The 25,914-nt window shown below is 36.5% G+C and carries 24 protein-coding genes; 4 read left to right on the forward strand and 20 right to left on the reverse strand.

Annotated elements, in window-relative coordinates:
* From IPM56_15600 to IPM56_15670, 15 genes are all read right to left on the reverse strand, one after another.
* Entirely contained in the window at nt 1-819 is an 819-nt protein-coding gene (locus IPM56_15600) for a T9SS type A sorting domain-containing protein (protein ID QQS38335.1), read from the reverse strand.
* Between the two features lie 17 nt (nt 820-836).
* The gene (locus tag IPM56_15605; protein ID QQS35649.1) at nt 837-1,097 is read right to left on the reverse strand and encodes a hypothetical protein; all 261 of its coding nucleotides are present in this window, start codon (nt 1,095-1,097) and stop codon (nt 837-839) included.
* 11 nt (nt 1,098-1,108) lie between these two features.
* On the reverse strand, nt 1,109-2,329 hold the full coding sequence (locus IPM56_15610; GenBank protein ID QQS35650.1) for a PQQ-like beta-propeller repeat protein: 1,221 nt from the start codon (nt 2,327-2,329) through the stop codon (nt 1,109-1,111).
* 34 nt (nt 2,330-2,363) lie between these two features.
* Nucleotides 2,364-2,510: a hypothetical protein gene (locus IPM56_15615; protein QQS35651.1), complete on the reverse strand. Its 147-nt coding sequence runs from the start codon at nt 2,508-2,510 to the stop codon at nt 2,364-2,366.
* 273 nt (nt 2,511-2,783) lie between these two features.
* Nucleotides 2,784-5,480, reverse strand: a complete 2,697-nt coding sequence (locus tag IPM56_15620) for an immune inhibitor A (protein QQS35652.1) — start codon at nt 5,478-5,480, stop codon at nt 2,784-2,786.
* A gap of 57 nt (nt 5,481-5,537) precedes the next feature.
* Nucleotides 5,538-8,246 carry an immune inhibitor A gene (locus IPM56_15625; GenBank protein QQS35653.1) on the reverse strand — a complete coding sequence of 903 codons (2,709 nt, stop codon included), beginning with the start codon at nt 8,244-8,246 and terminating at the stop codon, nt 5,538-5,540.
* Between the two features lie 124 nt (nt 8,247-8,370).
* Nucleotides 8,371-9,609: a dicarboxylate/amino acid:cation symporter gene (locus tag IPM56_15630; GenBank protein QQS35654.1), complete on the reverse strand. Its 1,239-nt coding sequence runs from the start codon at nt 9,607-9,609 to the stop codon at nt 8,371-8,373.
* Between the two features lie 17 nt (nt 9,610-9,626).
* Complete coding sequence (hemW, locus tag IPM56_15635; protein QQS35655.1) at nt 9,627-10,757, reverse strand: radical SAM family heme chaperone HemW; 1,131 nt, start codon at nt 10,755-10,757, stop codon at nt 9,627-9,629.
* A gap of 76 nt (nt 10,758-10,833) precedes the next feature.
* A complete protein-coding gene (locus tag IPM56_15640; GenBank protein ID QQS35656.1) occupies nt 10,834-11,391 on the reverse strand; it encodes a hypothetical protein in 558 nt (185 codons plus the stop codon).
* Nucleotides 11,392-11,405: 14 nt separating this feature from the next.
* Entirely contained in the window at nt 11,406-12,287 is an 882-nt protein-coding gene (locus IPM56_15645; protein ID QQS35657.1) for a hypothetical protein, read from the reverse strand.
* Nucleotides 12,288-12,612: 325 nt separating this feature from the next.
* Nucleotides 12,613-12,951 carry a DHCW motif cupin fold protein gene (locus tag IPM56_15650; GenBank protein QQS35658.1) on the reverse strand — a complete coding sequence of 113 codons (339 nt, stop codon included), beginning with the start codon at nt 12,949-12,951 and terminating at the stop codon, nt 12,613-12,615.
* A gap of 33 nt (nt 12,952-12,984) precedes the next feature.
* Nucleotides 12,985-14,688, reverse strand: coding sequence for a DNA repair protein RecN (gene recN, locus IPM56_15655; GenBank protein ID QQS35659.1), 1,704 nt, complete (start codon nt 14,686-14,688; stop codon nt 12,985-12,987).
* Between the two features lie 33 nt (nt 14,689-14,721).
* Nucleotides 14,722-15,264, reverse strand: a complete 543-nt coding sequence (locus tag IPM56_15660; protein QQS35660.1) for an NUDIX hydrolase — start codon at nt 15,262-15,264, stop codon at nt 14,722-14,724.
* A 26-nt stretch (nt 15,265-15,290) separates the two neighbouring features.
* Nucleotides 15,291-15,767: a DUF1232 domain-containing protein gene (locus IPM56_15665; GenBank protein ID QQS35661.1), complete on the reverse strand. Its 477-nt coding sequence runs from the start codon at nt 15,765-15,767 to the stop codon at nt 15,291-15,293.
* Nucleotides 15,679-17,727, reverse strand: coding sequence for a S9 family peptidase (locus tag IPM56_15670; GenBank protein QQS35662.1), 2,049 nt, complete (start codon nt 17,725-17,727; stop codon nt 15,679-15,681). The genes IPM56_15665 and IPM56_15670 overlap by 89 nt, the downstream gene beginning before the upstream one ends.
* A 101-nt stretch (nt 17,728-17,828) precedes the next feature.
* Here IPM56_15670 and IPM56_15675 point away from each other — a divergent pair, with 101 nt between their 5' ends.
* Together IPM56_15675 and rlmD are read left to right on the forward strand one after the other, a co-directional pair.
* Complete coding sequence (locus tag IPM56_15675; protein QQS35663.1) at nt 17,829-18,575, forward strand: methyltransferase domain-containing protein; 747 nt, start codon at nt 17,829-17,831, stop codon at nt 18,573-18,575.
* Nucleotides 18,576-18,716: 141 nt separating this feature from the next.
* Nucleotides 18,717-20,171: a 23S rRNA (uracil(1939)-C(5))-methyltransferase RlmD gene (rlmD, locus tag IPM56_15680; GenBank protein ID QQS35664.1), complete on the forward strand. Its 1,455-nt coding sequence runs from the start codon at nt 18,717-18,719 to the stop codon at nt 20,169-20,171.
* Between the two features lies 1 nt (nt 20,172).
* Here rlmD and IPM56_15685 read toward each other — a convergent pair whose 3' ends face one another.
* The 4 genes from IPM56_15685 to rsmI form a co-directional block, all read right to left on the reverse strand.
* Nucleotides 20,173-20,802: a hypothetical protein gene (locus tag IPM56_15685; protein QQS35665.1), complete on the reverse strand. Its 630-nt coding sequence runs from the start codon at nt 20,800-20,802 to the stop codon at nt 20,173-20,175.
* A 29-nt stretch (nt 20,803-20,831) separates the two neighbouring features.
* Nucleotides 20,832-21,212, reverse strand: coding sequence for a HEPN domain-containing protein (locus IPM56_15690; GenBank protein ID QQS35666.1), 381 nt, complete (start codon nt 21,210-21,212; stop codon nt 20,832-20,834).
* Entirely contained in the window at nt 21,205-21,528 is a 324-nt protein-coding gene (locus tag IPM56_15695) for a nucleotidyltransferase domain-containing protein (GenBank protein QQS35667.1), read from the reverse strand. Before IPM56_15695 ends, IPM56_15690 begins: the two co-directional genes overlap by 8 nt.
* Before the next feature lie 72 nt (nt 21,529-21,600).
* Entirely contained in the window at nt 21,601-22,275 is a 675-nt protein-coding gene (gene rsmI, locus IPM56_15700) for a 16S rRNA (cytidine(1402)-2'-O)-methyltransferase (GenBank protein ID QQS35668.1), read from the reverse strand.
* 107 nt (nt 22,276-22,382) lie between these two features.
* On the opposite strand from rsmI, the gene IPM56_15705 reads away from it, so the two are divergent.
* Both IPM56_15705 and IPM56_15710 read left to right on the forward strand, forming a co-directional pair.
* The gene (locus IPM56_15705; protein QQS35669.1) at nt 22,383-23,222 is read left to right on the forward strand and encodes a hypothetical protein; all 840 of its coding nucleotides are present in this window, start codon (nt 22,383-22,385) and stop codon (nt 23,220-23,222) included.
* Between the two features lie 23 nt (nt 23,223-23,245).
* Nucleotides 23,246-25,237, forward strand: a complete 1,992-nt coding sequence (locus tag IPM56_15710; protein QQS35670.1) for an oligopeptide transporter, OPT family — start codon at nt 23,246-23,248, stop codon at nt 25,235-25,237.
* A 79-nt stretch (nt 25,238-25,316) separates the two neighbouring features.
* Here IPM56_15710 and IPM56_15715 read toward each other — a convergent pair whose 3' ends face one another.
* Nucleotides 25,317-25,907: an indolepyruvate oxidoreductase subunit beta gene (locus IPM56_15715; GenBank protein QQS35671.1), complete on the reverse strand. Its 591-nt coding sequence runs from the start codon at nt 25,905-25,907 to the stop codon at nt 25,317-25,319.
* Between the last annotated feature and the right edge of the window lie 7 nt (nt 25,908-25,914).

Raw genomic sequence — 25,914 nt, forward strand, 5'->3', positions numbered from 1 at the left:
TTACTTTATCATCAACATCTTTTTAGTTGAAAGAAACTCACCAGTTCTTAACTGATAAATATATGTACCACTCGCCAACGTAGATGCGTCAAAATTAACAGTATAGTTACCCGCTGTTTTTGATTCGTTAACCAATGTTACAACTTCACGACCAAGTAAATCATAAACTTTTAGTGATACTAACCCATCCGTCGGAATTGAATACTGTATGTTTGTTGTTGGGTTGAATGGATTTGGGTAATTCTGTTGCAATGCAAAATCATTTACATTTTGTGATTCTATAAATTCTTTTTCTAACCCCGTTCCTTGTGTTGTAACTACATTTGTCGAACTTGTTTCACTCTCTGATATCAATATTGCCGTGACATAATAATTTAAACTCGCACCTGTCGGCGAAATATTATATTCGTCATCAACATATTCAAAAACGTTATTAGTTGTTGATGCAATATGAGTGTAATTACCGCCTGCTACCTTTCTGTATATTTTAGAGCTATCTATTGCTTCATTTGGGTAGGGTCCCCAGACAAGTTGTGGATGGTTTCCTGTTTGAGATGGGATTAATACTAAGCAATTTTCCCAGAAATCTTCAAAGCAAGTAAAAACTGGATTGCCTGATTTTATCTCCCAAATATTTAGCACATACTTTGATGGAATCGAAACATAATTATCGATAGCATTGGCATAATAAAACTGATCAGCCTGTGCATCATATTTAATTATAAAATCTGTATTATAGTTAGGTGAATAGTCCTGATTAGCCCATTTACAATCCCTCAGGTTCAAATAAAAATAAATATTACTGTAGCTGTTCGTCATTTTATAAAATCCATGTGCTATTGGATCAAAATAATTATTTGTATTCTCCATCCTCTACCATAACTATTTACGTTACCAACCGTTGTATCTTTAGCAATTTTATAGTTATTCGTAATTGCGGAATTTGCCCAGACAGTTCCAATCGCGTCAAGTGCAAAAATAATTTGTGACTGACCAGGAACATTAGAGGTGTGTAAAGTAATCTCCTCTTCCATTAATGATTCTTGACAATAAATTGCTGATGCAGTTAAAAATAGAATTGTTAATAATTTATTCATTTTACAACCCATTATTTAATTAAATACAGTTTATCCGATCTATATCCGGGATAATAGATAAATCCATTTGCTAAAGCTGGAGCATCTGCCGGGTTAGTATCCTCAAGATTGATTGTCCAGTTCATTTCACCTCTATCATTAACCGAAATTAATTTAGTTCCCAAAGGCGTCCCTAAAGAAACATAAATATTTCCGTTAGCATCACACACTAAATGACTTAATATTTTATTATCCAAAGGTAATTTCCATTTTAATTTACCTTCAAAACTAAGAGCATATAAAGTATCACTTCCAAAATAGATTGAACCATTTTTATGAATTGTAGGTGAGGAATAAAATGTCTCTTGCCCATTACCCCAATAATAAATCCATTCCAAGTCACCTGAACCGTTTAATTTTTTTAAATATGATATTTCATGAGGTGGAATTTCACCTGTCAAATAAATATTACCATAGCTATCAACCATTTGCGGAGATGCTACAAAATATCCAGGATGAATCCATTTAATTTGTTTTTGAGTAATGTCGATTGCATAGAGAAGATTTAATGATCCTTTTACATATAAAACCTTTCCATCTGGAGAAAAAGTAAGAAACGCAGAACCATAACCAAATACTGCCTGTTCATACTGTAATGACCATTGATAATTTCCGTTAGAAGAAATTGCATAAAGTGTCCCGGTAGAATCCACAAAATAAATATTCCCTTGTAAGTCAATGTTTAAATTGCTTGTTATATAATTATTCGTTTCATACCTCCATAAAAGACTTCCGTTTTTATTTAACGCTACTATATCACCCAAATAAAAAGTTGAAAAAATTATTGCACTGTCTTTTGTAATGATGGGTGTAGATGTATTTGAAATATGATTAATATCATATGACCATTCTTCGAAACCTGAGAAAGAAAATCTCTTTAAACCACCAGTGCTATTAATTGTATGACCATTTAAGACATAACATTCATTCAAATAGCCTATAACCACACTATTGCTCATATATAATGAGTCATAGTTCCACTGTATATTGACAGAGTTTAAGCCGGAAAAATTCGAACGTCCAGTATTCTGTGCATCATGTCTATACATAGGCCAAGGACTATCAGCCAAACTAGGCCAGGGTATGTCTTCCTGCCAGCCGGGTGGTTTGTTGTCGGGCGGGGTTATTGTGTTTTCTTTACAACTTAATTGTAAAATTATTATTACAAGTATAAATAAAAATGATCTTTTCATTTTTCGCCTCAGTGCTAATGAGTGTTGTTAAAACTTAATCAATATTTGTTTTAGTTACTGCATAGTTTTTTCTCCTTTTTTTTGTAAAACTGGAATTGTGAAATGATATGAGATTTCTCTGGCTTCGCCATCGAAATGACTGACTGCTGTTTGTCTTAAATGCCGGGATTTTTACAGACATACTCTAACCCCCGTTAAATAAATTTTATCTACCTGCTGTAATAAAGAAAAAAAATAATGAAAGAAGCAAATTATTTTTAATTGCGATCTGGCAAATGATACCATATAGAAACTAATTCAAACCACAAGAAAAAATTGTTAGTAGTATTATTTAAAACTAAAAGAGGCGAATGGTTTCTTCGCCTCTTAATTTTTCTTTTAGATAAATTTTACTTCAACAAAAATTTCTAAGTGATTGCATCAATCCTTGAGGGACTTCTGCTCAAGTAAAAAGTTACTTGAGCATCAGCATTTTCCTCGTCTGTACAAAATCATTTACTCTAATCGAATAAACATATACGCCTGAACTTAAATTCAGATTTTCATTTTCTGAATTAAACTCAACGCTGTGTCTGCCTGCTTCTTTATATTCGTTAATGAGTGTCGCAACTTCTGCGCCGAGAAGATTATATACTTTTAGTGTTACGAAACCGCTCTTTGGTAAAGCGTACTTAATCTGTGTTGACGGGTTGAACGGATTCGGATAATTCTGTTCAAGCTCGTAGTTCTTTATTCCGTTAAAATCTGCTTCAACGCTGTTGAATAGTTTGAATGTTCCGTCAAAATCAATTTGTTTAAGTCTGTAAATATTTTTTCCGTTGAGCGGACTCTTATCTACAAACTTATATTCTTTTGCGTCTGTAGTTGTGCCGCTACCTTCAACATAACCGACTGTCATCCAGCCTGTTTCATCAGATTTTTTTCTGAGTATCTCAAAGCCGCGGTTATTGATCTCTGAGGATGTTGACCACTTCAGTAATACATTGTTCTCCGTAGCATTTGCAGTAAAGCTTGTAAGTTCAACGGGAAGTATTGTGTAATAAATCACCCCGATATCATCCACGTACCAGCCGTCTCTCTGCTGGCTTCCGTCTGTCTTCAATTCAAACCTGAACTTAACTGTACTGCTGATGTATGACGCAAGCGAAATTTCTTCTCTAACCCATTCAGCTCTTGTTCCGTCGTACAATGGTTCACCATTCGGCTGGAATGATCCTGTTCCCGGGTTCATATACTGTCCCTGTAAAGGTATCCAGGTACTTCCGTTGTTTGTGCTTATCTCTACCTGTCCGTAATCCCAATCGCTCTCTATATCCCATTTTGTGTAATATGTCAATCTTGGATTTGTGAATCCCGAAAGATTTATTGGGTTTGTCAATGTCATTGTCACCGTTGAGTTGGCAACGTAATTTCCGGAAGGGCTGTCTGTGTATGAATTTGGGGCTGTGTTAAAACTGCTTGTTGTCGCAGCCCACTTCGGTGCTGTTGTCGGTGTTCCCGCAATTGTCCATAGTGTTAACGGGTTGTTTGTTGTATCTGCAAATACAAATGTTGGTACACCAACTATTAAATTTAGTGTATCGTAATTCATTACCGTTCCATTTGTTCTTGCTGTAAGAAGCAGTTTGATGATTCCTTCAGATGGTGCTGAAGGTGATACGGTAAATGAAAGCGGTGATGAAACTGATGCGGTGCCTCGTGCAGGAATGGAATCAAATGACGCTGTTCCGCTTGTTACTGTTGCATATGAATTAAGTGCAGTCAGTTCGACAGTAATATTGTAACCGGATGATAATCCTTTGTTCTTGAATACCGGATTCATCAATACGTTATCACCGGGATTAAAGTACTGCTGACTGTAATTCCCGTTTACCATACTTACATACTCACCAGCTACCCAGGCATAATAAAGATTTGGCTTCAGGTTCTCTATTGCTAAAGGAAATATCTCAGCCTGGCTTGGCCAGAACCCTGTGCTTCCTACTTCCGGTGTCATTGCAAATATTTTTCCGCTGTTAAGCGCTACATCACCATCATAAAAATAATCATCGCTGTTGCCGCGTGTACTGTAACCTACTGTCTGCATATCCGTTCCGTATGTGTAACCATTGTATGCTGTCATATCAATCGCATACTCTCTGAATATAAGTGAGTCAGATGTTTCGTGACTTAAAGCTCCGTATGGATATATTAATAAATTACTGTATGTGTGATAGTTAAGTGCATTCTTTAATTTTCTTGTTGCAAGAAAGTTTTTAATGTTATTTGTTTCCGGTTCGGAGAATGGTGCAGTACCTCTGTAAGTGTCGCTGCTTGGTGATGTGCTTGAACCGCCGTTTGGAGCGTTCCAGTAAGTCATAGGTCCGTAATTCCTGTTAAGATCAACACCATAACTGCCGCTGTTATTTCTTCTGTTCTTTCTCCACATCCCTCCGCCTGATGGACTTGTTGAACGATTGTACTCATACCCATCCGGATTTACAACAGGAATAAAATATAATTCCCTGTTGTTTACCAGGTATTGAATTGAAGGATCAGAGTTGTAGTTTTCAAGAAGGTAATACATATAATAAATTAATGTCATCATTCCCTGCGGTTCTCTTGCGTGATGGAGAGCCGTGTAAAGAATTTCAGGTTCATTTTCATCAACATCCGGATTATCTGATATTTTAACCATATACATCGGTCTGCTCTCAATCGTATTGCCGATTGATACTTTGGTTGTAATAAGATTCGGGTACATCTGTTTCATACTGTCAAGTTCTGCAATAACTTCGGCAAGAGTATAAAATCCGCCCATTGAACCGTAACCAAAACCTGACACATTCATTTCACGTTTGCTTTGTTCAATGAATTCTGATTTTTCCAAATCAGTTAGCTGAGGGAGATTGTTATAATATTCATACCAGTCATCAATTAGTACCTCATAGCTGAAACCTGATGTTTGAATTTTCGCAAAGTCGTTATCGCTTAAATAAGCAACTACCGCGTTGTCTTTTGAAAGATTCGGATGATCAAATTCAAAGCCTGAATTCATGAGTGACTGAATATCGGATGGATGATTAAGATAAATTTTCACCTGTTTGTAGTTCTGTGAATATGTGGTGAATGAAATCATCAGAGCAAAAAGAAGCGTGAAAAGAGTTTTCATTTAGTTTCCCTATCAGATATAAATTATTTTATCAAAGTTAGTAATATCTATTTGCAATTACTTGAGCAAAATCATCTTTTTTGTTTGAATGAAACTGCCGGCTTTCATTTCATAATAATAAACACCGCTTGTAATGTCAGTTGAGTTGAATTCAACATCATAACTCCCTGCGGATTTATATTCATCAACAAGAGTAGTAACCACTCTGCCAAGTACATCATACACAGTTACCTGAACCCGCACCGGAGAAGCATAATTGGCGTCTCCCACAGTGTAACGGATTTTTGTTACCGGATTAAATGGATTAGGATAATTCTGCTCAAGTGAAAAATCTCTTAACACGTTAAATTCTGCTTCAACCGGACCGTAAACTTTATATGTTCCGTCAAAATCAATTTGTTTTAACTGATAAGAATTTTTTCCGGAGACTGGTGTCTGATCAATAAATCGATAATTATGTATTTCTGATGAAGTTCCATTGCCTTCAACAAAACCAATTGTTTTCCAATCCGTCTGACCATTCACATCTGACGTTTGACTTTTTTGAATCTCAAATCCCTGATTATTTTTTTCTGTTGATGTCTGCCATTGAAGTTCAATACTTTCTTTAGTTGATAATGCCGTAAAAGAATTTAATTCGACAGGTACTATTGTGTAATAAATAATTGATATATCATCAACGTACCAACCATCTGCAACTGTGCCGCCATCAGTCCGAAGTTTAAAACGAAGTTTTATCTGCTGGTTAATGTATGATGAAAGTGTTATTTCCTCTTTAACCCAGTTAGCCATTGTACCATCATAAAGTGGTTGTCCGTTCGGCTGAAAACTTCCTGTCCCGGGATTTGTATACTGACCCTGCAACGCAGTCCATGTAGATCCATTGTTTGTTGATATTTCAACCTGACCATAATCCCAGTTATTCTCAATAGCAAATTTTGTCCAGAAAGATAAACGCGGATTTGTAACTCCGGTAAGGCTAACTGCGTTAGTCAAAGTCATTGTTACAGTAGCATTGTTGACATAATTACCAGTGCGGCTGTCGGTATAAGAATTTGGTGAAGAATAATATGAAGCCGTCGTCGCTTCCCACTTTGGAGATGTTGTTGGAGTTCCTGTGATAGTCCATAAGGTAAGCGGATTGTTGGTTGTATCGGCAAATACAAAATTCGGAGTTCCGACAATAATTGAAATAGTGTCAGACGACATTGCCACACCATTGGTACTGACAGTCATCAGAAGATTAATTCTCTCTTCAAGTCCGGCATTCCCGGAAATACTGAATGAGAATGGTGAAGTTACAGAAACGGATTGCCTTGATTGAATTGAATCAAACTGTGCCGTTCCATTTATCACTGCGGCATTAACACTGAGTGATGTAAGCACGATAGAAATATTATTTCCTGTTACCTGCCCGCTGTTTTTAAATGAAGGAGATAGCTGCACAACATCACCGGGATTAAAATACGGCTGTGCAAAGTTTGTATTTTGAAGTTCAACATATTCACCTGCGACCCATGTATTATAAAGCATTGATTTTACATTTATTTGTGCAAGAGGAAAGATCCTGCTCTGAGGCGGCCAGAAACCGTCTGATGAACTGCCTATTTCAATTGTGTAACCGAATATTTTATTCTTTAATACCTGGTCACCATACAGCCAGTCCCTTGACGAACCATTTGAATTGTAACCAAGTATCTGTGAACCGGTTCCAAAAGCGTAACCGTTTCTGGAACAAATTTCAGAAGCATACTCATAATAAATACTTGAATCAGGAGTCTGAGCATCTATATAACCCCACGGATACAACAATGCATTCTGGTAAGTATGCATGTTGAAATATGTATAAATATTTTTCCCGATAACAAAATCTCTTATAGCCTGTACTTCAGGTTCTGAAAATGCTGCAGAACCTCTGTATGTTTCCGAGCCGGGATCAGGACTTGAACCTGAATTATCATAACCCCATGCAAAACCATAGTTACGATTTAAATCCACACCATAATCCCCGCCGCCGCTGTTGCGCCTGTTCTTTCTCCACATACCGCCGCCGCCGGGATTTGTGCTTCGGTTATATTCATAGCCATCGGGATTGTACACAGGTACGCAGAATATCTGGCGGTTGTTTACAAGGTATGTCACTTCGGGGTTAGTTCCATAATTCTCGAGAAGGTAATACATGAAATACATTAATGTTGCCATTGATTGCGGTTCGCGTGCGTGAATCAAAGCGTCATATCCTGCACCAGGTTCATTTTCAAATACATTTGGATTGTCAGAAATCTTTACCGCCCAGATTGTTCTTCCTTCAATTGAAGTACCGATAGAAAATTTTTGTGTGATTAAATTCGGATAGAGTGCAAACATTGAATCCAGTTCATTAATAACTTCCTGGTATGTGTAGTATCCACCCATTGATCCGAATTCAAAGCCATCAATTCCAAATTCGCTTCTGCTGTTTTCATATATGATAGACTTATCAGTTTCATCCAAAGCAGGTAATGAATTATAATATTCAAACCAATCGTTTATCAGTACTTCTGTTTGTAAACCTGATGCTAAAACAGACTGGTATTCCCCGTCACTCAGAAATAAAATAAGATGGTTGGCTTTCGTCCGTTCGGAGTGTTCTATATCAATACCCTTTTGTGCAAGAGTGATGATATCAGAATCTGAATTAAGTAAGATTTTTACCTGCTTAAAATTCTGTGCAAAGCAAAACGAGCCAAGTAAAACGAAAAACAAAAAAGTATACAATGTTTTCATAATTATTCCTGAAGGATATTTAGCGGACTGATAAAATTTATCTTATTCATATTGGGTTAAATTAGCTCATTCCGGTTTGAATCGGAAAGTATTTTTTAGACTTTTATTGTTAACTAACAAATATTTAATCCTGTACTAATGAACTAACATTCAATTTTTCACCTTCACTTGAGGCAATAATTACTGCACCGCATGAGTCACTCCATACATTTACGGTTGTTCTGCACATGTCAAGTATCCTGTCCACGGCAAGTATCAGTCCTACACCCTCTAGTGGCAAACCGACTGAAGAAAGGACAACTGAAATCATAACAAGTCCAGCCATCGGAATTCCAGCGGCACCGATTGACGCGAGTAAAGCAGTAACCACGACAATCATCTGTTGAACAAAAGAAAGCTCAATTCCGTAAGCTTGCGCAATGAAAATTGCAGCAACACATTCGTATAGCGCAGTACCATCCATATTCACCGTTGCGCCGAGCGGCAGTACAAAACTGGTAATCTTATTTGAAACACCAGCATTGTTTTCAACAGCATCCAAAGTCAATGGTAATGTTGCTGATGATGATGAAGTTGAAAAAGCAGTCAGCAGTGGTGTACTCATTGCTTTGAAGTGAGCCCAGGGGTTTGCCTTGCCAATTAATTTCAGAAATAATGGTAATGTGATAAATGCATGTACAAATAGTCCGGCTAATACTGCAGTCATGTAAAGCGCGAGTCCTTCTATCATCTTTACCAGAGCATCTTTATCCATTGCCTGCTCAGCAATTACTCCGGTTACAATTCCGAATATTCCTATCGGTGCGAACTTTATTACAAGTGAAGTTATTTTCATCATCAGTTCAAATGCTGAATTAAAAATATTTATCAGCAATTGTGATGATTCTTCCTTTAAGCGTGTGATATAAAATCCGGTAAGTATAGAAAAGAAAATTATCGCAAGCATATCTGCAGATGCGAGCGCTTCAAAAATATTTGTCGGAACAATTCTTAATAAAATATTACCCAGTCCGCCGGAAAGTGATTCAAGTTCATCAACATTTTTCTGAAGCCCCAGATCGGCACCAACACCAGGCTGAATTAGATTGACAAGTATAAGTCCTGATATGATGGCGAATATACTTGTTGAGAGATAATACATTATCGTTTTGAAGCCAAGTTTACCGAGACTTTTTGCGCTTCCAATATTACTTACACCGGAAATGATTGAAGTGAGGATCAGCGGAACAATTATCATCTTCAATGCTCTGAGAAAAATGTCCCCGAGCCATTCCACATAATCTGAATGTTCAGGCAGAAACAGCCCGTAAATAATTCCAAGCAACAGTCCAATTAATATCTGCCAGTGAAGTTTTATCTTCATTTTACTTTTTCTTTTTCTTAGTCAAAATTTTTTATGATCTCATCACACACCGCATAACCGTATTTAGTAAGTTTTATATAGTTATCATCTTCCATCAAAAAATTATTCTGCGATAACTGATTTAATTTTACCCGGTTTGTTTTCAGCCATCCCTCACCAAACTTATGACTCATTTCAATTTTATCAATACCGTTGCTTCTTAAAGCTAACATTATATACTCTTCAAACTGTTGATTTGCATCAGGTTCTTCATGACCTGAAACAGCGTTTCCCTTGTTATCTATTTCGGAGATATATTTTTTAAGACTTGAAAAATTCCACCAGCGTTTTCCGTTGACGAATGAATGTGCGGATGGACCAAATGACAGGTAGTCTTTATATCTCCAGTATGCTTTGTTATGCCGGCATTCAAAACCATCAAGAGCAAAGTTTGAAACTTCGTATTGATGAAAACCTTTTGATTCCATTAAATCAATTGTTGATTCATAGAGATCAGCATCGTGATCTTCATCCTGAATTGTCACTTTGCCGTCAATTACCATCTTGTTTAGAATTGTTCCGCGTTCAAGTATGAGGCTGTAAGCTGAAATATGCTTTACAGGTAAACTAACAGCTTGCTTCAGATTTTCAAGCCATAATTGTTTTGTTTGTCCGGACAGGTTGAAAATAAGATCGATACTTATATTGTTAAAACCAGCTTCTGCTGCTGCGTTTACGGTATCAATTGCTGTTTTACGGTCGTGAATTCTTGTAAGAAATTTCAGATCCGATTCTTTAAATGACTGAATGCCGATGCTTATCCGGTTAATTCCACTGCTATAAAAAGCTTTTAGTTTTTCTTTGTCAACTGTGCCCGGATTTGTCTCAAGTGTGATCTCTGCATCTCCTGTTACGGAAAAATTTTTCGAAAGTTCATTCATAATTTCAGAAATATATTCCGGCTTCATCAATGAGGGAGTACCGCCACCGAAGAATATTGACGTAAAATTTCTATCAACTGAATACAAACGCGAATAGTGCTGTATTTCTTTTTTAACGGAAGAGAGAAAATTATTAATATTATCTGAAGTGATGATGGAATAGAAATCACAGTAAATGCATTTGTGATCACAGAATGGAATGTGAATATATAGTGCTGATTCTTTCAAATATTTTTCCACATATAAAAAACAAATCCTTGCGGAGGCTCTCCGCAAGGATCAATTTACGGTTATTTAACTTTGATTAAAACTCTGTTTCCGCTTCAAGTACAAAATCAACAGCACCTTCAACAGTATATGGAGCAGCACCGCCGGATATATTCGATAAAGTATAAGTTGCGTCGAAACACATTGATGGAACCTGCTGGAAAAGTTCCAGATAGCTTCTTATCGCATCAAGTTCAACCTGGTCTAATTGAAGTACAAGCGGAGTACTGATAAAATCCGCAGGGCGAACATTTGGAATTGTATAATTAAATAATGTAGCTCCGCCGGGAATACTAACAATCACACTGATATCAGCAGTTATATTCTGGTTTCCTGTATTTACTGAAACAGTTCTGTATGCTGCTTCAACAAACGTAAGAGAATTAATTTTATCCCTGTATTCCTGGTAGGTTTCCGAATTTGTATCAAGGCATCCTGAACCATTGTCGGTGATCGTTGAACTGTTTCCGGAAGCAGTGAATGTTATTGTAAAAGGCATGTTCAATGGGAATGAATCAAAAGCATCACACCCGTTAGTTAAAGAAAAAATCAGAACAGTAAAAACAAGTACTGCCGATTTAATATATTTTTTCATAAATGTTCTCCTTATTAAAATTCAAAAGTTAATCCGCCTGAAAAAACAGTCTGCGAACTAAGGCTCACATCTGCATTAAGCACAATTATAGCAAGCTTTAATGCGCCGCCAAGAGTCGCGCGGAAGTTATTATCACCATCAATATCAACTGATACCGGTTTATCAACGCGCAGGTTGGGGTCGCCGCTGTTCGGATCGCCCTGTATTGTATACTTAAGTTCTACACCTGTAGATTCATATTGAAGTCCAAAGTAAGGAATGAATACACCGAATGTTTTACTTACGTGTACATTAGCTGCAAAATTATTTGCGTCGATAATATCCTTGAGTGAAAAATTACTGTACATTACCTGAACAGCCATATCCAATGGGAATAAAGGAATGTACTGGCTTATGCTGTGTTTCAATCCTGCGCCAAAAAATCCTATGCTTGTTTCACCTATATCCACACTTGGTAAATAGCGGATCAACAACTCTGTTCCCATAAAACTTCCAGTGACCTGTGGATAAGCTACCGGTACGGCAGATTCATTTATCCCCGGAGGAAAAGGTATATACCCATCGGGTCCTGCATAAGCGCCGCCTTTATTTCCATAAATTGTAGCTGTTGGTTTTGATGCGGTGTATCCGTTAGGTAACGACGGAGAGAATGTTAATTGATCATCAGGCACCATAATATACATCCCTCTGAAACTTAACGAGAATCCGAAAAATTTGGATACGGATGCAGAATGGTATCCGCCGGAATTAAATGCTGTTCCTAAAGTTGTTGCGAACGGCTTTGCATAATCAACGACATTTTTTTCTGTTAGAAAACTGAATCTGTCCTCAACCTGAGAGAAGAGTGGAGCTGAAAGGAAAAAAGAGATAACAATAAAAGTTAAAACTTTTTTCATACGCTATCCTCCTTTGTTTTGAATTTGTTTGATTAGATTATTTAGTTATTTAACTCTAAGGCTGAATTTATCGATTTGCAATCCAAATGCCAATTATTTTATTATGATACGATAAAATAAGCCTGATATGATGATTCAATTATGGAATAACATGCAGTTTATGTCTCATATTAACAGGTCAATTTTTATATAGTCAGCAACAATTTTTACGTGTTAATATTTTCAACAAACAAGGTTTTGTCAACTGAACTGATATCAATATACAGCCAAAAACAACTAATTGTCCATAACGTATTTGCGTTATTACAGGTACTGATATTAGCTGCTATGGCTTGAGGAAATCACCATCAATTATAAGCAGCTTCACTCCATTCTTTGTTGAAGATCGATGCGAACTTATTTCATCAGAGACTATATAGCTCATTCCTTTTGTCAGCAAATGCTTATCACCGTTTTCAAGTTCGCTGACAAATTCACCTTCAAGACAATAAACAATATGCCCCTTCTTACACCAGTGATCTGCAATATAACCTGAAGAATATTCGACCAATCTTATTCTTAAACCATCATAGTGAATTGTTTGCCAATAAGCGAAACCGCTCTTTCCCTCGTGTCGTGTTTTGGGGATCGCGTTCCAATCGATGTTATTATATGGTATATGCAAGTAACTATTCTCCCCGGGATTTTTAGTGATATATTAAAGTCCTATTAATTCTCTAGCACTTTTAAGACTTGCATCAGTTATATTTTCACCACTTAACAATTTTGCAATTTCTTTTACTCTTGATGTTTCATTTAATTTTGTGACAAGACTTACAACTCTTTCACCTATAATTTTTTTCTCAACTGCATAATGATGATCTGCAAGTCCGGCAATCTGCGGAAGATGTGTTATTGAAATTATCTGATGGAACGAGGCTAAAGACTTCATTGTCTGTCCGACTTTCTGAGCTATCTTCCCGCTTATACCTGTATCAATCTCATCAAATATCAGTAATGGAAGTTTATCATTCTTTGCAAGTATAGTTTTCATTGCAAGCATTACTCTTGATACTTCACCACCGGATGCTACTTTGATCAAAGGTTTCGGGTCTTCGCCCGCGTTTGTGGAAATGTAGAACTCAACTGAGTCTATTCCATGATTATCATACTTGAATTTCTTATTCTTTGATATTATAAAATCATTGACATTCTGTTCGGCTGATTGCTGTTCTATTTTTACTTTGAACACAGAATCTTTTATTCCTAATTCTTTTAATACTTCCTGAACTTCCTTCTCAATACTTTTGGAAATTTCAATTCGCTTCCTTGACAATTTTTCCGCCGCAGCACCGCAGGTTTCTCTTACAGCATTTATTTTATCTTCAAGCTGCTTGATTGATGCTGAATAATTTTCAGCAAGTTCAAATTCTTTCCCGATTTTATTTCTCAATTCGATGACTGCTTTTAAAGATCCGCCGTACTTTTTTCTCAGCATCGTGAGTGATGCAAGACGCTCTCTCATTCCTTCAAGCTTCTCAGGATCGAGATCTATTTTAGAATTATACTTTCTTAAAAACTCAGCTATGTCGCCAAGCAATGTAGATACTGTATTGCTTTCATCCCGTATTTCTGAAAATGATTTGTCAATACTTGCAAGTTCATCAAGCTTATGCTTTACTGAGTTGAAAGAATCAAATAGTGAATTCTCTGATTCATACAATTCAGAATATACCACAGATGTTAGTTCAAGCAATTTTTCTGAGTTTTCAAGAATTTTAAGATCATTGCTTATTTGCTCATCTTCATCTTCTACCGGGGAAATGGAATCAATCTCTTTTATCTGAAATGCATAAATATCTTTTTTCTCTTTTAAGGACTGCTCTTTTTGAATCAGCTGATCAAGATCGCTTTTCAATTTATTCAGGGAAGAGTAAAGCCATCGATAATTTCTTAATAGCTCATGTGTATCACCGAATTCATCGACAAATTCAATGTGAGTTTCATTTCTTAAAAGTGATTGATGATCGTGCTGCCCATGAAGATCAACCATAAGATTGCCAAGTTCTTTAATGATGTTCAGATTAACTGGTGAATCATTTATAAAGCACCTGTTGGAACCTTTGAGTGAAATTTCCCTTCGAAGAATTAACTCATTCTGAAAATCCAGTTCATTAGCTTCAAAAAAGCTTTTCACTTTATGATTTGATTCAACATCAAAAAATCCTTCGACAACCGCTTTGTCAGAACCCTTTCTTACAACCTCAGTATTTGCTCTTTCGCCCAGCAGCAAACCCATAGCATCAATCAATATAGATTTGCCGGCACCCGTTTCACCAGTAATAATATTAAGCCCTCCGCCGAACTCAATATTAATTTTTTCTATAAGTGCGTAATCTTTTATGAAAAGGGATTTGAGCATTAATTAAATCTTTGATGTGTTTTATTGTGATGTTTATTTGTTCCTGTTCTTCAAATATAACTGAGCAAGAAAAATTCCGGTTATGGATTTTGAATCATAAAGTTCACCTGTTCTGATCTTCATTTCTATTTCTTCAAAAGAATACTCGAACACTTCCATTCCCGCTTCTCCTTCTTCCCTGTTATGCTCGCCTGCAGTTAAATCTTCTGCAAGAAAAATATGAAGAAGTTCGCTGCAGAATCCCGGGGTTGTCGCTATCACTCCAAGTTTATTAATTGATTTTGCAGTGTAGCCTGTTTCCTCTTCAAGTTCACGTATTGCACAATGTTCGGGGTTTTCATTTTTGTTAAGTTTTCCGGCGGGAAGTTCAATCATATATTTTTTAAAGGGATACCTGAACTGGTTGACCATTACAATTTTATTTTGCGGAGTTATCGCTACGACAACCGCGCCGCCGTAGTGTAATGCTACTTCACGTTTAGCATTATTGCCGGACTCATATTCAATTTCATCAACCTGAACATCAAACACTTTTCCTTTAAAAACAATTTCACTTTTTAATAAAGAATAATACATCTTTTTGAAAGAACTATGTTATCAAATTATGATCTGTAATCCGGTTCATAGTAAGGAACCAGTTCACTGCCAAGATATTTCAGCAAAGCAGTGATAACGCCAAGGTCATCAAGATACCCGATTAACGGAGCAATATCAGGAATTGTATCTATAGGAGAAATAAAGTAAATCAATCCGGCAACAACAATTGCTTTTCTTTGCCATCTGACAAACGGATCTTTCATATAACTAAAGAGCGCAAGAACATCTTTAGCGAAAGATATTTTTTTACCCACTCTCTGTAATTTGGTCCAGAGATTATCTTCAACAAAAACCATTTGTTCTTCGGAAGTTTCTTTCTGCCCGAAATCTAGTTCATCAAGATTTTCAAGTCCGTCGAACTTAAGATCATCTTCAATTTCTTCTTTCATTGTATCACCCTTTTGTGTGTTTTTTGAACCAATCAAAAATAGTAGTCCACCACAATTTAGCATTCTGTGGTTTTGAAACGAAATGTGTTTCATCCGGGAAGTAAAGGAATTTACTTTCTATTCCTAATCTCTGTAAAGAAGTAAATAACTGGAATGCCTGTTCTTCCGGAACCCTGAAATCAAATGCTCCATGTACAACTAGCATTGGTGTTTTACAATTGTGAATATATCTATGCGGAGAAAATTTTTCATACAGTGCTCTGTTCTGCCAGGGAGTTCCGCCGTTTTCCCATTCGGGGAACCATGACTCTTCGGTAGTTCCATACATACTTTCCAGGTTGAAGACTCCTGCGTGAGAAACTAATGCATTAAACCTGTCAGTGTGTCCTGCAATCCAGTTAATCATATAACCGCCATACGATGCGCCAGCGGCAAATGTATTTTCACTATTAATAAAACTGAAATTTTTAACAGCATAATCATAAGCAGACATCAGATCTTCATAAGGTTTGCCGCCCCAGTCTCCGGAAATTTCATCTGTAAACTGCTGACCATAACCTGTGGAGCCTCGCGGATTCGGCGCAACTACAACATAACCTTGTGCTGCAAACATCTGCACGTTCCACCTGTAATGAAAATTATCTTCCCACGCACCCTGCGGACCACCGTGAACTAAGAATATCATCGGGTATTTTTTTGTTTCATCGAAGAACGGCGGTTTAATTAAAATCGATTCTACTTTATCACCATTTGCCCCGACACTCCAGAATGTTTCAACTGAATTCATTTCAAGTTGTGAAAGAAGTTCTTTATTAATGGATGTAATTGGTCGTAATGTATTTTTTCCATCAGTGCTTAGTGCAAAGATTTCACTCGGCAAATCAGAACGCTGTTTTAAGAAGTAAAGTGTTTTACCATCTTTCGAAAGCTGAACCGCCGTATTGTAATTTTGTTCGTGGAATAACGACACTTCTTCATTTGCAATGTCGAGTTTATAAATTGAATTATATATGCGATTACCTGAAGTAAAATAAATTGTTTTTGAATCCGGCGACCAGATCATTTCATCGACTGACATATCTTCATCTTCAGTAAGATTTGTGGTCTCGCCTGATTTCCTGTTGAACAGAATGATATCTTTTTTATCAGCCTCAAATCCTGCTCTTTTCATTGATGTCCAGGCAATCCATTTCCCGTCAGGTGAATAAACCGGCTGGCAGTCAACACCTTTACTTTTTGAAATGAGTTTAGGAGTTTTTAATGAAGTTATACTTGCGAGGTAAATTTCATTATTAGTACTTGTAGCTTTGGAAAATTCCGCGTTGTGAGTATAAGCTATCTCACTGCCATCAGGAGAAAAGTTAAAATCATTTGATGAGCCCAGTGCCGGAGGCGGAACATCTTCATTACTTCCTTCGATTAGGTCAGTAAAGTTTCCGGTTGCAACATCAAGTAAAAATAAGTGACTTCGTTTATGTCCGCGCCAGTCATTCCAGTGCCTGTACATAAGCTCTGTAAATATCTCTGCTTTTACTTTACTTTCTCCAAACGCTTTATCTTTCTGTTCATTACACTCCTGTGTTGTGCATTCAGGATAAACAGAAGAAATGAAAAGCATTTTCTTACCATCGGCTGACCATTCAAAATCAGAAGCGCCGGTATAAATCTTTGTCAATTGTTTTTCGTTTGAACCGTCAAGATTGCACGACCAGATTTGTCCGCCTCGAACAAAAGCAATTAATTTTTTATCTGGAGAAAATTTGGGTTCGCTTTCATTCCTATCTGAATTTTTTAATGGTCTTAAATTATTTCCGTCGGCATCAATTAAATAAATATCCGAGTTGCCTTTATTCAGATCATAATTAAATGAAGTAACGGTAAACGCTATAACCTTTCCATCAGGTGAAACATCATAAGATCCCATGCGTTTCATTGACCATAGATCATCAACCGTCATTGCACGTTTTGTTTGGGCAGTGGTAAGAAAAGAAAAGATTAAAATCAGAAAGAAAATCTTAAATAAGTTGTGTTTTGAATTTAGAGCTTTGATCATTTTTTTCTCCGATGTGTTCTTATTTCTTAATGAAAAATAAGTTAAGTAACAGCGAAAGGCAAAGAAGAAACAGAGAGAATTGAATGTGTTTATAAGTTTTTATGCTAATTTTACAATCAGCAGAAAAAATTTTTATGAATGATACATCACAAATATTTTTACCCGGCGGATTCAGACAATTCCGGATACTCAAAAGTAAATACATTCTGGATGGTAAATCCGTTCTGGTAATAGGTTCAGGCAGCGAACACGTATGCGAAAAAATTTTAGAATCGGGTGCAGCATCTGTTCAAATGATTGTTGATGATTATGATTCTTTATTGAACTCAAGACTGAATCTCAGCAAGACAAATAAAGTACAGATTAAAATAATGGAGTTTGAAAATACGGATTTCGCACCAGGTGAATTTGATTTGATTTATTCACAGGCTTCAATCTCTACTATAAAAAGAAATAAAATACTGAAAGAGATTAAACGTATTTTAAAACCTGACGGAACGTTTTGTGTAAGTGAAATAACAACCTTGCAAACAAAGTATCCGCCTTTTGTAAAAGATATTTTTGATTCATCGGGTATTATTCCCATTTTGCATAAGGAAATAGATAATTTTTATACGGAGAAAAATTTCAATATTAAATATGAAGAAGATATTTCTTCATCTTTAAATAGTTTTTATGAAAACACAATTGATTTATTGAAACAGAATATCGGTTCATTGAACGAAAGTGAAAAAAGTTATTACAAAAAACTTCTGAATAAGCTGAGTCACGAATCAAATGCTTATTTAAATCTTGGTGCTGATAAATACATCGGGTTGAAATTATTAATTCTTCAAAAAAATAATTAGTTATAAATAGATACCGACAGATCACTACAACTGTCAGACTGAGCATGCTCGTCCCCGTGGGACTGAAGTTTGACGATAGGAAAACATTTAAAATTTTATCACTCATCAATCAGCTTTGAGTAACATTGAGAATGGTTAGAAATGAATATAAAAAAAGGCGATGAATTCGAATTAAACATCAGCAGTTATGCTTTTGAAGGAAGAGGAATTGCAAGGATAAAAAGTTCTTTGTTCTTTCCAGATGAATTTCGTGAAGATGAAGAAGCAAACTATGTTGTGTTTGTTGACGGCTCTTATCCCGGCGATACAGTAAAAGCAAAACTTACTGCCATCAAAAAAAATTATGCTGAAGCAAAAGTCGTTGAAGTGATCAATCCATCGACTGACAGAATAAAACCTGACTGCAATTATTTTGAATATTGCGGCGGCTGCAAACAGCAGGATATAAATTACGAAACACAACTCCGTTATAAACAAATGCAGGTCAAAGAAGTTTTTCAAAAAATAGGCGGAGTTGAAGATCCTGTAATCGAACCAATCAAACCTTCTGAAAATATTTTCTTCTACCGGAATAAGATGGAGTTTTCGTTCACTAAAAAAAGATGGCTTACTCCTTCCGAAATAGAAAGCAAACAAAAATACAATGACCCGTTTGCGCTTGGTCTGCATGTGCCGGGTCTATATGATAAAGTAATCAACGTAGAAAATTGTCTTCTTCAATCTGAACTAAGCAACAGGATATTAAACTTCACTAGAAAATTTTTTGTTGAATCAGGAAAAGATGCGTACGATACAAAAACTCACACAGGATTTTTACGCAACCTTGTTATAAGACAATCACAACACCTGCCGGAAGTAATGGTCAACCTTGTTACATTTTATGAAGATGATGATCTTGTAAGAGATTATTCAAAAGAACTGGAAAGAAGATTTAAACAGGTTACAACCGTTGTAAACAATATCAATCTTAAAAAAGCTGCTGTTGCTGTTGGCGATTTTGAAAAGGTATTTATTGGTGATGGGATAATTCATGACAAGATCTGGAATTATAAATTCCGTATAAGTTCAAATTCATTTTTTCAGACGAACACAAAGCAAGCCGAGGTTCTTTATCAGACAGCGGTTGACTTTGCACAATTTAGCGGACGTGAAGTTGTGTATGATCTCTATTCCGGTGCGGGAACAATTTCAATTTTTATTTCAAAACTTGTGAAAGAAGTAGTTGGATTTGAAACTGTTCGTTCCGCAGTTGAAGATGCGCAGCATAATCTTGAACTTAACAACGTAAATAATGTTGAATGTAAGACGGCGGATCTGAATAAATCTTTTCTGAAACTGATAAATGAATACCAGCTTAAACTTCCTGAAACAGTAATCATTGATCCGCCAAGAAGCGGAATGCACAAAACAACTATAAGTGATGTCGTAACACTTTCACCTTTTAAAATTGTATACATTAGCTGTAACCCGGCTACGCAGGCAAGGGATGTAAAAGATTTTATTGCCGCAGGATATAAGTTAGTTAAGATGTGTCCTGTTGATATGTTCCCGCACACATATCACATTGAAAATGTTGCGCTGCTGATTAAAGCTTAAATTATTTTGCGTACAAGCCGCCGGTTTGTTCAAGCCAGTCGGCGATTTTTTCAACTGCGTTGGAAATGTTGTTATCTGAAACATCAACTTCTAAAACCGGAAGAATACTTTCATCAACAAGCCGTTTCATTAATTTTTGTTCTTCTGCAAAGAAAGAAAGATTATCATATTGTTCCGGTTTACCCGATACTTTTAAACGCTCTTCTCTTGCCGATGCGAATGATTCAGGAGTTCTGTTGCAGAATACAAGATGAAATCCCAACGCTAACAATCTCTCTTCAATCCACCTGAAGTCATATTCTTTTTTGTGATACTGAAGCTGATGAGCTTTGGTTGAAATGTGAAACCTGTCAACAATCCACGAATAATATTTTTGCAGTTCAAATAAACGAAGCCATGTGTGATATGTCTCCATTGCTAATGCTTCTTCAGCAGGATTAAAATTAATCAATCCTCTTCCCCAGGGAAAATTCGTGAACGCGCACCACTCAGCAGAAATAATTGGGGAATGATATCTATATTTTCTGGGACCAACAATCCGCGGGTGTTCATTCAGTTCAAAAGCAATTTCAGTTTTAAATGTCAGGCGTGTACCTTCAAGAATAATTTTGGGACAGAGTTTGGGAGGCATGATGTTTCGAAAATATTAGGTTAGTTATTTTAATTTTTCATTCTCAAATAATCACTAATAGTTTGAATGAAATATTTTGCTGAATCTAGTAGTTCCTCAGCTTCTTCTTTGCTGATAATAAATTCAAAATTGTAATCACTCAATTGTCTCCTGTCAAACGCTTTGTTAAAATCCTTGCCCATATCTTTTGAGAAGATTTCCGTTTTCACAAAATTTTCGCCGAATGCTAAAATAGTCATTTTATGTGAAGAATAGCTTAAGCCTTTGGAAAGTAATAATGCTTGTGCACAAAAAAACATTGCATAATATGATCGCGATACGGATGATTCAAAATCACCATCTTTGATTAACATTTGTGAGGATATTAAAAATCGGTCTGCTCTCTTCAGAAGTGAATCAATCTCACGCAACTTTTTTTCCTTCCTTTCTTATATTACATAAAAGTGGACTTTGAATTTTTATGTAATCCTGATAAGAAACCGGAATTATCGAAATCAATGTGTTGTATTTCAAATTGATGTCATAAATTACATCTACCATTCGGTCAATTTCACGCCCGGCAGATTGTAAAGATTTTAGAACAATTAATAAATCTATGTCTGAATTTTCATTCTGGTCACCACGAGCATAAGAACCGTAAAGTACAACTTCAGCTAACTCAGTACCATAAAGTCTTTGTAATACAGGTTTCACCTCTGCTAAAATATTTTTTAGATCACTTTGCATAAAGAATTAAATATTAAGTTTTTATTACTCGCTTATATCAAATTTAACATAAAAAAATATACAACGCATACTTTATTTACGATCTAATATCAAAACAAATTCACCTTTAAGGTTTTCTTTCTCAGCAATACTCAATATTTGTTCTGCCGTTCCGCGGTAAAACTTTTCATTTGGTTTTGTTAATTCGAATGCAAGCACGCAATGTGTGCCTGTGCCAATGATCTTAACCATATCAGAAAGCAATTGCTTTAACCTGTAGGGAGTTTCCATAAGCACAATTGTTTCGTTTCTTTTTTTCAAATGGAATAACTGGTTTCGTCTTTCTTCTTTTTTGGGTGAAAGCCATCCGTAATAGTAAAATTTTTCGAAGTCTAATCCCGAGCCTGTAAGTGCGGCAAGAAGTGAACTTGCACCGGGAACCGGTACGACATCTACTTTATAACCAATACATAAATCAACAAGTAAATGACCGGGGTCTGAGAACAATGGTGTTCCGCAATCTGAAATTAATGCAGCGGATTTTCCCTCCGATAATTTTTGAATAATCTCTTCGGCGGTTTCTTTTTCATTGTGCTCGTTAAGTGAAATTAATTCATTTTCAATTTTGTAGTGAGAAAGAAATCTTCTCGCTTCTTTGTACTCTTCACAAATTATAAAATCGCATTCTTTAAGAACACGAAGTGCGCGTAGAGTAATGTCCTCATAATTTCCAATCGGTGTTGATACGAGATAAAGTTTTCCATTCATAGTTCAAAAATAGTGAAATGATTAATCATTATTGGGGTATTATTATTTATAGTATTCCTCTCATTTTCTTATTAAGTTTGAAAAGCTTTTTTATAATACCGGAGTTTATGAAAAGAACTGTTCTGTTTTGGATTATTGCTGTTGTCATCACGCTTGCCGGAGTTTATTATCAGCGAACTACCGGTCCTACTTATCCTCTTTCCGGTAAAATTAATTTTAGTAATGAAGAAATCAATTACCGCTTTGAGCGCAGCCACAGCACCTCATCTGATTGTCCCGTTGAAATAAAATTTAACAACAATATGATCGGCGGGAAGCTGTTATGGAAAAGATTTAAGACTAATGATGAGTTTACAGAAGTAAATATGATATACAAAGAAGGTAAACTTCAGGCATTGCTTCCCAAACAGCCATCGGCGGGAAAGTTAGAATACTTCATTCAACTAAGTGAAGGTGAAGACGAAATTCAGATTCCAAAAGACGAGCATATAGTTATAAGATTTAAAGATGATGTTCCGATGTTCATTTTAATTCCACACATAATAGCGATGTTCGGAACAATGTTGTTATCAACAAGAACAGGTTTGGAGTTTTTTAATCCGCAGCCAAAATTAAAACGACTTACATTCGTCACATTATTTTTCCTCATCATTGGCGGAATGATACTCGGACCAATAACACAATACTATGCGTTCGGAGCCTTCTGGACGGGCTTCCCATTCGGTACTGATCTGACAGATAACAAAACCCTTATCGCTTTGATAGGATGGGTTATTGCGTTTATTGCTTTGTATAAATCACAAAAACCTGAACGCTGGACTTTTGCAGCATCAATTTTACTGCTTGTTGTTTATCTTATCCCGCATAGCATGTTTGGTTCAGAACTTGATTACAATAAACTTGACCAGAAAAAAACTGAAACTGAAAACATTAATCAACTTAACTAAAATAATTTCTGAAGGAATAAAGTATGAGTCATGACCATACCCCGAATGCAAGCTCAACAGGGCTTCCTTCCAATGCGTACACTGAATTAAAGCCGGGTGAAGAATATCTTCCAATAATGCCAGCAGCACAAACACCACGCGAGATAACACCATACTCCGTTATTTTCGGTTTACTAATGGCATCATTATTTTCTGCCGCCGCTGCATATCTTGGATTAAAAATCGGACAGGTATTTGAAGCAGCTATACCAATTGCAATAATTGCTGTAGGTGTTTCAACGTTGTTAAAGATAAAAGGCTCACTTGGTCAGAATATAATTATACAATCTATCGGACAAAGCTCGGGTTTGATTGTCGCAGGAGCGATCTTTACAATTCCCGCTTTATATATACTTAACCTTAATGTGCACTTCTACCAGATATTTCTTGCGTCCGCATTCGGAGGAATACTGGGAATATTATTTTTGATCCCCTTCAGAAAATATTTTGTTTCAGAGATGCATGGAAAATTTCCTTTCCCTGAAGCAACAGCTACAACAGAAATTTTAGTCGCCGGTGAAAAGGGCGGCAAGCAGGCTCTTGTACTTGTTGTAAGCGGACTAATCGGCGGCGTTTATGATTTTATAATTGCAACATTTGGTTGGTGGAGTGAAACTTTCACAACACGTGTTGTTGGTGTCGGTGAAATGCTTGCAGACAAATTCAAACTTGTTTTCAGGTTGAATGTCGGCGCAGCTGTAATGGGGCTTGGTTACATAGTAGGTTTAAAATACTCGGCAATCATAGCCGCAGGTTCATTCCTATCATGGTATTTACTTGTGCCTGTTGTATCATATATCGGGGCAGGATTAACAGAACCATTTGGAACAGGTGCGACAAAAATAATCTCAGCAATGAGTGCCGAAGAAATTTTCAGGCAGTATGTACGTCATGTTGGTATCGGCGGTATTGCCATGGCAGGAATAATCGGAATTATCCGTTCATCAAAAATTATTAAATCTGCTTTGTCATTGGGCTTTAAAGAAATTTTTGAAAAGAAAACCGGATTGGAAGGCGGCATTCGCACGCAAAAAGATGTATCAATGAAAGTGATAATGATTGGCATTATCGTTAGCGCTATTTTATTATTTGTATTCTTCCATCTTGGTGTTGTTGATAATCTTGGCTGGGCTATTACCGGTTTATTAATCGTACTTATCATTTCATTTTTGTTTACAACAGTCGCAGCAAACGCAATCGCTATTGTCGGTACAAACCCAGTGAGCGGTATGACATTGATGACATTAATTTTATCATCTATAATTTTAACATCTGTTGGATTAAAAGGTGAAGAAGGAATGATTGCCGCATTAATAATAGGCGGTGTTGTTTGTACAGCATTATCAATGGCTGGCGGATTTATTACTGACCTAAAAGTTGGTTACTGGCTTGGTTCAACTCCCAAACACCAGGAACAATGGAAATTTCTTGGTGTGCTTGTTTCTGCAGCAACCGTTGGTTTTGTTATAATGATTTTAAATGAAACTTATGGTTTCACTGGTGAAGGAGCGCTTGTTGCACCGCAGGCAAATGCAATGGCAGCAGTTATACAACCATTGATGGACCAGCAGCCGGCACCCTGGGCATTATACATCGTCGGTGCAATCCTGGCTCTTGTATTAACAATGATAAAAGTCCCTGCTCTCGCCTTCGCACTTGGTATGTATATTCCTCTTGAACTTAACACTCCTTTATTAGTTGGTGGATTGATAGCGCACTTCGTTTCGACTAGAAGCAAAGATGAAAAAGTAAATAATGCAAGAAGAGAACGAGGAACATTAATAGCTTCAGGATTTATTGCCGGTGGTGCGTTGATGGGTGTACTCAGTGCATTCTTGCGTTACCTGGATTATAACTGGGTTGACCCTGTTTGGGTTGAATCACATTCAGCAGAACTTATCGGTTTAATTATGTTCGCTTTACTTTGTGCTTATATGATATGGGATTCGTTGAGAGGTAAACCGGATACGGAATAAGTTGTTTTTAGTGCTCTTTGTGGTGACAATATTTAACCACAAAGAGCACAAAGTTTTTGTTGAAAAAATTATTTTTTGATCAAGAAACTCCCTTATGTTCCAGAGCAAATTCTCTTCCTGCCTTCAAAGCATCGATATTTAACTGAACAACCTTCTCACCTTTTCTTCCGAATATTTTTTGTATTCCGATTTCAAGTGATTCATAAGGAATATCAATAAACGGAGAAGCAGCGCCAAGCATTACAATGTTCGATGAACGGGGCGATTTTACGTGTCTTGCAATTTCATCTGCATTTATTGCAATATGCTGAGGAAGCTTTTCAATTTCTGCAAGTATGTCTTTCATTTCAGGATAGTCAGGAATATTTATGAATGGAGTTGTATTCGTTACAAGCCATCCATTCTCCGAAAGCCATGGCAGGTAGCGAAGTGATTCCATCGGTTCAACAGAAATTATTATATCTGCTCTTCCCTCGGGAATTAAGTCACTCGCAATTTCTTTTTCAGAAATTCTAAGATGTGATTGTACAGCACCGCCGCGCTGACTCATACCGTGAACTTCAGCTTGTTTTAGATATAGTTGATTTTCAAGTGCAGCCATTCCTATTGTTGCCGCAATTGAAAGTATCCCTTGTCCGCCAACCCCCGATAGTATTATGTCTGATTTCATATTAAGT

The sequence above is a fragment of the Ignavibacteriales bacterium genome (assembly GCA_016700155.1).
Lineage (GTDB): Bacteria > Bacteroidota > Ignavibacteria > Ignavibacteriales > Ignavibacteriaceae.

Excerpts from the sequence above, each read along its gene's own strand:
- IPM56_15600 (QQS38335.1), bottom strand. The coding sequence starts at position 819 with ATGACGAACAGCTACAGTAATATTTATTTTTATTTGAACCTGAGGGAT.
- IPM56_15605 (QQS35649.1), bottom strand. The coding sequence starts at position 1,097 with ATGAATAAATTATTAACAATTCTATTTTTAACTGCATCAGCAATTTAT.
- IPM56_15610 (QQS35650.1), bottom strand. The coding sequence starts at position 2,329 with ATGAAAAGATCATTTTTATTTATACTTGTAATAATAATTTTACAATTA.
- IPM56_15615 (QQS35651.1), bottom strand. The coding sequence starts at position 2,510 with ATGTCTGTAAAAATCCCGGCATTTAAGACAAACAGCAGTCAGTCATTT.
- IPM56_15620 (QQS35652.1), bottom strand. The coding sequence starts at position 5,480 with ATGAAAACTCTTTTCACGCTTCTTTTTGCTCTGATGATTTCATTCACC.
- IPM56_15625 (QQS35653.1), bottom strand. The coding sequence starts at position 8,246 with ATGAAAACATTGTATACTTTTTTGTTTTTCGTTTTACTTGGCTCGTTT.
- IPM56_15630 (QQS35654.1), bottom strand. The coding sequence starts at position 9,609 with ATGAAGATAAAACTTCACTGGCAGATATTAATTGGACTGTTGCTTGGA.
- IPM56_15640 (QQS35656.1), bottom strand. The coding sequence starts at position 11,391 with ATGAAAAAATATATTAAATCGGCAGTACTTGTTTTTACTGTTCTGATT.
- IPM56_15645 (QQS35657.1), bottom strand. The coding sequence starts at position 12,287 with ATGAAAAAAGTTTTAACTTTTATTGTTATCTCTTTTTTCCTTTCAGCT.
- recN (QQS35659.1), bottom strand. The coding sequence starts at position 14,688 with ATGCTCAAATCCCTTTTCATAAAAGATTACGCACTTATAGAAAAAATT.
- IPM56_15660 (QQS35660.1), bottom strand. The coding sequence starts at position 15,264 with ATGTATTATTCTTTATTAAAAAGTGAAATTGTTTTTAAAGGAAAAGTG.
- IPM56_15665 (QQS35661.1), bottom strand. The coding sequence starts at position 15,767 with ATGAAACACATTTCGTTTCAAAACCACAGAATGCTAAATTGTGGTGGA.
- IPM56_15670 (QQS35662.1), bottom strand. The coding sequence starts at position 17,727 with ATGATCAAAGCTCTAAATTCAAAACACAACTTATTTAAGATTTTCTTT.
- IPM56_15675 (QQS35663.1), top strand. The coding sequence starts at position 17,829 with ATGCTAATTTTACAATCAGCAGAAAAAATTTTTATGAATGATACATCA.
- rlmD (QQS35664.1), top strand. The coding sequence starts at position 18,717 with ATGAATATAAAAAAAGGCGATGAATTCGAATTAAACATCAGCAGTTAT.
- IPM56_15685 (QQS35665.1), bottom strand. The coding sequence starts at position 20,802 with ATGCCTCCCAAACTCTGTCCCAAAATTATTCTTGAAGGTACACGCCTG.
- IPM56_15695 (QQS35667.1), bottom strand. The coding sequence starts at position 21,528 with ATGCAAAGTGATCTAAAAAATATTTTAGCAGAGGTGAAACCTGTATTA.
- rsmI (QQS35668.1), bottom strand. The coding sequence starts at position 22,275 with ATGAATGGAAAACTTTATCTCGTATCAACACCGATTGGAAATTATGAG.
- IPM56_15705 (QQS35669.1), top strand. The coding sequence starts at position 22,383 with ATGAAAAGAACTGTTCTGTTTTGGATTATTGCTGTTGTCATCACGCTT.
- IPM56_15710 (QQS35670.1), top strand. The coding sequence starts at position 23,246 with ATGAGTCATGACCATACCCCGAATGCAAGCTCAACAGGGCTTCCTTCC.
- IPM56_15715 (QQS35671.1), bottom strand. The coding sequence starts at position 25,907 with ATGAAATCAGACATAATACTATCGGGGGTTGGCGGACAAGGGATACTT.